Below are 5,319 nucleotides of genomic sequence, written 5' to 3' on the forward strand. Positions count from 1 at the left end.
GAGGCCGCCGTGCGCGCGGTGTGGTCCGCCGCGCGCCAGCACGCCCTGGGGGCGCCGGCGCCGGATCTCCGGAAGGGCTGAGAGGGATCTGAAGAGTTCCTGAGCGGGTGCGAAACGCAGGGTTCACTGCAGGTGGACCGAGGCAACACGTACGAAACACGCCAGAACCGTGCGGCTCACATGAAACTCATAACTTTGGTTTCACCGAGCGTCGATCCCCGAGAAGCGGGGGCCATCGACAGCCCGCCCACGGCAAGGATGAACCCGCGTGAAATCCATCTCCAGACGCACCGTCGCCGCCGCCGCACTGGTGGTCCTCGGGGCCGGTGCTCTCACCGCCTGCGGCAGCCGCACTTCGGACACCGCCGCGGCCTCCGCAGAATCGTGTGTGGACACCTCCGGCGACACCATCAAGATCGGGTCGCTGCACTCCCTGTCGGGAACCATGGCGATCTCCGAGAGGACGGTGCGTGACTCTGTCGCGCTCGCCGTGGAGCAGATCAACGCCGACGGCGGCGTGATGGGCAAGCAGATCGAGCCGATCGTCGAGGACGGGGCATCCGACCCGGCCGTGTTCGCGGAGAAGGCCCAGAAGCTCATCACCAGCGACTGCGTGGCCGCGATCTTCGGTGGCTGGACCTCGTCCTCCCGCAAGGCGATGCTGCCGGTGGTCGAGGACGCCAACGCGCTGCTGTACTACCCCGTCCAGTACGAGGGCCTGGAGGCGTCGGAGAACATCTTCTACACCGGCGCCACCACCAACCAGCAGATCGTCCCGGGGCTGGAATACCTCAAGGAGCAGGGCGTGGAGTCGATGTACCTCGTCGGCTCGGACTACGTCTTCCCGCAGACCGCCAACCGCGTGATCAAGGCGTGGGCGGAGGCCAACGACGTCGAGATCCTCGGTGAGGACTACACGCCGCTCGGGTCCACCGACTTCTCCACCATCGTCAACAAGGTGCGCACCGCCGACCCGGACGCCGTGTTCAACACCCTCAACGGCGACTCCAACGTGGCCTTCTTCCGCGAGTACACCAACGCAGGCCTCACCGCCGAGGACACCCCGGTGGTGAGCGTGTCGATCGCGGAGGAAGAGGTGCAGGGCATCGGCGCGGACAATATCGAGGGTCAGCTCACGTCGTGGAACTACTACCAGACCATCGATAGTCCGGAGAACACGTCGTTCGTCGAGGCGTTCAAGGCCAAGTACGGCGAGAACAGGGTCACCTCCGACCCCATGGAGGCGGCGTACACCTCGCTGTTCCTCTGGAAGAACACGGTCGAGAAGGCGGGCAGCTTCGACGTCGCGGACATCCAGGAGAACGCCGGCGGTGTCAGCTTCGACGCCCCGGAGGGCACCGTGACGATCAACGGGGACAACAACCACATCTCCAAGACCGCACTCGTCGGGGAGATCCGCCCCGACGGCCTGATCTACGAGGTGTGGAGCTCGGGCGAGCCCATCGAGCCGGACCCCTTCCTGGAGGGATACGACTGGGCCGGCGACCTGTCCGGTAACTGACCCAGTCCGAGTCCACCGCCCCCCGCGGCGGTCCCGATCACCGGGGCCGCCGCGGGCGGGCGCACGCAGGAGAAAGGAGCCGGTGTGGACGTCATCATCGGTCAACTCGCGACGGGACTGAGCATCGGCTCGATCCTGTTGCTCGCAGCGCTCGGGCTGTCTCTCACCTTCGGGCAGATGGGCGTCATCAACATGGCGCACGGCGAGTTCATCATGGCCGGGTGCTACACGGCCTACGTCATCCAACAGTTCGTCGCCGCCTCCGGTGCGGGGCTGGCGATCTCCCTCGTGGCGGGGTTCGTGGTGGGCGGGTTGCTCGGGGTGATCCTCGAGGTGCTGCTCATCAGACGGCTGTACGCCCGACCGCTCGACACGCTGCTGGTGACCTTCGGCGTCGGGCTGGTGCTGCAGCAGATCGCGCGCGACATCTGGGGCGCCCCCGCCGTCAACGTCGAGGTGCCCGGGTTCCTGCGCGGGAACCTGGTCCTGTTCGGGGCGTCCGTCCCCTACACCCGCGTCTTCATCTTCCTCCTGGCCGTCACGTGCGTTGCCGCCCTCATGTCGGCGATGCGCTTCACCCCGATGGGGCGGCGCATCCGGGCTGTCACCCTCAACCGCGATCTCGCCGAGAGTTCCGGCATCAACTCGCGCCGTAGCGACCTGACCACGTTCTTCATCGGCTCCGGCCTCGCGGGTGTGGCGGGTGTGGCCCTGACCCTCATCGGTTCGACGAGCCCGACCATCGGCCAGTCCTACCTCATCGACGCCTTCCTCGTGGTGGTGGTCGGGGGCCTCGGTCAGCTGCGGGGCGCCGTCATCGCCGCCTTCGCGCTGGGGATCCTGAACTCGTTCTTCGAATACTCCACGACCGCGTCCGTGGCGAAGGTGCTCGTCTTTGTGACGATCATCGTCTTCCTCCAGATCCGCCCGCAGGGGCTGTTCGCCGTCAAGACCAGGAGCCTGGCATGACCGACACCGCCACCATCGGCACCACCACCCCGGATCCGGCCGACCCGGCCTCGGGTCGTCGGGGCCGGCCACCTCGTCTGCCCCTGCCCGGTGCGCTGACCACCGACGGCGAACGACCCCGCTGGGTGTTCTGGGTGGCGCTCGCCGTCGCCGCGATCCTCATCTTCGGCGTCGCACCAGCGCTGCTGAGCGAGTTCCGACTCAACCTCCTGGCCAAGTTCTTCTGCTTCGGCATCGTCGCCAGCGGGATCGGTTTGGCGTGGGGGCGTGGCGGCATGCTCACGCTGGGGCAGGGCGTGTACTTCGGGGTCGGCGCGTACGCCATGGCGATGTACCTCAAGCTCGCCGACGCCCGCGAGCGCGGCGGTCCCGACGCCCTGCCCGACTTCATGCAGATCGCCGGCATGCGGTCGCTGCCCGGGTACTGGGAGCCGTTCGCCTCGCCGGTGTTCACCCTCGTGGTGATCCTGCTCCTGCCGCCACTGCTGGCCTTCGGGTTCGGGTACCTGGTGTTCAACCGCAAGGTCAAGGGCGCCTACTTCGCGATCCTGTCCCAGGCCCTCGCGGCCGCCGCCGCGATCTTCCTGGTCAGCCGCCCCGAGCTCGGAGGTTCCAACGGGCTCAACCGGTTCACCGGCTTCTTCGGCTTCGCGCTGTCGGACCCGGCCAACCGCCAGATGCTGTACTTCATCACCGGCGGCGCCCTCATCGGCGTGGTGCTGTTGGTGCGCCAGTTCATGCAGTCCCGCTTCGGCGAGCTGCTCGTGGCCGTCCGCGACCAGGAGGAGCGGGTCCGCTTCCTGGGGTACGACCCGGCGCTGGTCAAGTCCCTGGCGTACGCGGTCGCCGCCTTCGCGGCCGGGATCGCCGGCGCGCTGTTCGTCCCGATCGTCGGGATCATCTCGCCCTCGGCGATCGGCATCGCACCCTCGATCGCGTTCCTCATCGGTGTCGCGATCGGCGGCCGGGCCACGTTGCTCGGCCCGGTCCTGGGAGCGATCGGTGTGGCCTGGGCGCAGACGACCTTCTCCGAGGCCTACCCGTCGCAGTGGACCTACCTGCAGGGTGTGCTCTTCATCGTCGTCGTGGGCTTCCTGCCCGGCGGCCTGGCCAGCCTGTTCGTCATCCGGAGGCGCCGCAAGTCGACGGGATCGGACCGCGCGGCCCCCGCCACCACCGGATCCGCCACCACCGGATCCCGCTCCAACACGGAGGAGAACTCATGACCCCCGCCGCTGTGGCCACCGGCTCTACCGGGGCCGGAGGTGGCCGCGCCGGCGCCTCGACGGGTCGGACCTACCTGGAGGTCCGCGGACTGACCGTCTCGTTCGACGGGTTCCGCGCCGTCGACGGGGTGGACCTGACGCTGATCCAAGGAGATCTCAAATTCCTCATCGGACCCAACGGCGCGGGCAAGACCACCGTCGTCGACGCGATCACGGGGCTGGTCCCGGCGACGGGGACGGTCGACAAGACCGGGCAACCGGTGCTGGGGATGAAGACACACAAGATCGCCCGCATGGGGATCGGCCGGACCTTCCAGACGGCCAGCATCTTCGAGGACCTGACCGTGGAGCAGAACCTGGACATCGCGGCCGGCTCCGGTCGGGGATGGGTGACCCTGCTGCGGCGGCGCCGCGGCCGCGCGACCGTGGTCGCCGAGGCGTTGGACACCATCGGCCTCGAGCACCACGCCGGGACCAAGGCCGGAGTGTTGGCGCACGGACAGAAGCAGTGGCTGGAGATCGGCATGCTGCTCGTCCAGGACTCCGACGTGATGCTCCTCGACGAGCCCGTCGCCGGCATGGGGGCGGACGAGCGCAAGGCCACCGGCGAACTGCTCCGGCGCATCGCCGCCGACCGCACCGTGGTGGTGGTGGAGCACGACATGGATTTCATGCGTGACTTCGCCACCTCGGTCACCGTTCTCGCGGCCGGCAAGGTCCTCGCCGAGGGCACGGTCGCCGAGATCCAGGCCGACCCCAAGGTCCAGCAGGTGTACCTGGGCACCGCGGCCGCCACCGGCACCGAGTTGGACACCGGCACCGAACCCGAGATGGAGTCAGACGAATGAGCGCACTACTGCAGATGTCGGGCGTCCGCGCAGGGTACGGCGGGTCCGAGGTGCTCCACGGGGTGGACCTGGAGGTCCCCGCCGGCGGCGTGGCCGCGGTGCTCGGGCACAACGGGGCGGGAAAAACGACCCTGCTGCGGGCCGCCGTCGGCCTGCTGCCGTGCAAGGCCGGCACGATCACCTTCGACGGCCAGGACATCACCGGACTCAAACCGCATGGCCGAGTGGCGCTGGGTATCGGCTACGTGCCCCAGGGTCAGCAGTCGTTCACCCAGCTCACGACCGCCGAGAACCTGCGGGTCGTGGCGGATGGCCGCAAGCGGGGGAAGGCGCTCATCGACGAATCACTCGATCTGTTCCCGGCGCTCAAGGAGCTACTGGATCGGAAGGCCGGGTTGCTCTCCGGTGGGCAGCGGCAGCAGCTGGCCATCGCCCGGGCGCTCATCACCGAGCCGCGGCTGCTGGTGCTGGACGAGCCGACCGAGGGCATCCAGCCCAACGTCGTGGCCGAGATCGAGCGGATCATCGTGGACCTCGCCTCGCGCGGCGACCTGTCCGTGCTGCTGGTCGAGCAGCACGTCGGGTTCTCCCTGCGTGCCTCGGACGTCTATTACGTGGTGGAGTCGGGACGGGTCACCCACTCGGGCGCCTCCGACGACACCGCCGCCCACGAGGTGACGTCGGCGCTGGCGATCTGAGCGGGCGGGCCCCACGGCCTCCTCTCTCCACCGCCCACCCCGGCCACCCGCCCACC

Annotated in this window: 5 protein-coding genes; all 5 read left to right on the forward strand. The window is 68.7% G+C overall.

Features of this window, described 5'->3' with window-relative positions; translation table 11 throughout:
• Positions 1-268 precede the first annotated feature (268 nt).
• The 5 genes from urtA to urtE all read left to right on the forward strand — a co-directional run bounded on the left by urtA (position 269) and on the right by urtE (position 5,263).
• Complete coding sequence (gene urtA, locus G6027_RS01110) at positions 269-1,522, forward strand: urea ABC transporter substrate-binding protein (protein ID WP_182634645.1); 1,254 nt, start codon at positions 269-271, stop codon at positions 1,520-1,522.
• An 84-nt stretch (positions 1,523-1,606) separates the two neighbouring features.
• Positions 1,607-2,491: an urea ABC transporter permease subunit UrtB gene (urtB, locus tag G6027_RS01115; RefSeq protein ID WP_182634647.1), complete on the forward strand. Its 885-nt coding sequence runs from the start codon at positions 1,607-1,609 to the stop codon at positions 2,489-2,491.
• Entirely contained in the window at positions 2,488-3,717 is a 1,230-nt protein-coding gene (urtC, locus tag G6027_RS01120) for an urea ABC transporter permease subunit UrtC (RefSeq protein WP_182634650.1), read from the forward strand. Before urtB ends, urtC begins: the two co-directional genes overlap by 4 nt.
• On the forward strand, positions 3,714-4,565 hold the full coding sequence (urtD, locus tag G6027_RS01125) for an urea ABC transporter ATP-binding protein UrtD (RefSeq protein WP_182634652.1): 852 nt from the start codon (positions 3,714-3,716) through the stop codon (positions 4,563-4,565). Before urtC ends, urtD begins: the two co-directional genes overlap by 4 nt.
• A complete protein-coding gene (urtE, locus tag G6027_RS01130; protein WP_182634654.1) occupies positions 4,562-5,263 on the forward strand; it encodes an urea ABC transporter ATP-binding subunit UrtE in 702 nt (233 codons plus the stop codon). The genes urtD and urtE overlap by 4 nt, the downstream gene beginning before the upstream one ends.
• Positions 5,264-5,319 lie beyond the last annotated feature (56 nt).

Source organism: Dietzia sp. SLG310A2-38A2 (assembly GCF_014145095.1).
Lineage (GTDB): Bacteria > Actinomycetota > Actinomycetes > Mycobacteriales > Mycobacteriaceae > Dietzia.

What these genes read in the sequence shown, in the direction of transcription:
- urtD (WP_182634652.1), top strand. Translation starts at nt 3,714, where the DNA reads ATGACCCCCGCCGCTGTGGCCACCGGCTCTACCGGGGCCGGAGGTGGC.
- urtC (WP_182634650.1), top strand. Translation starts at nt 2,488, where the DNA reads ATGACCGACACCGCCACCATCGGCACCACCACCCCGGATCCGGCCGAC.
- urtE (WP_182634654.1), top strand. Translation starts at nt 4,562, where the DNA reads ATGAGCGCACTACTGCAGATGTCGGGCGTCCGCGCAGGGTACGGCGGG.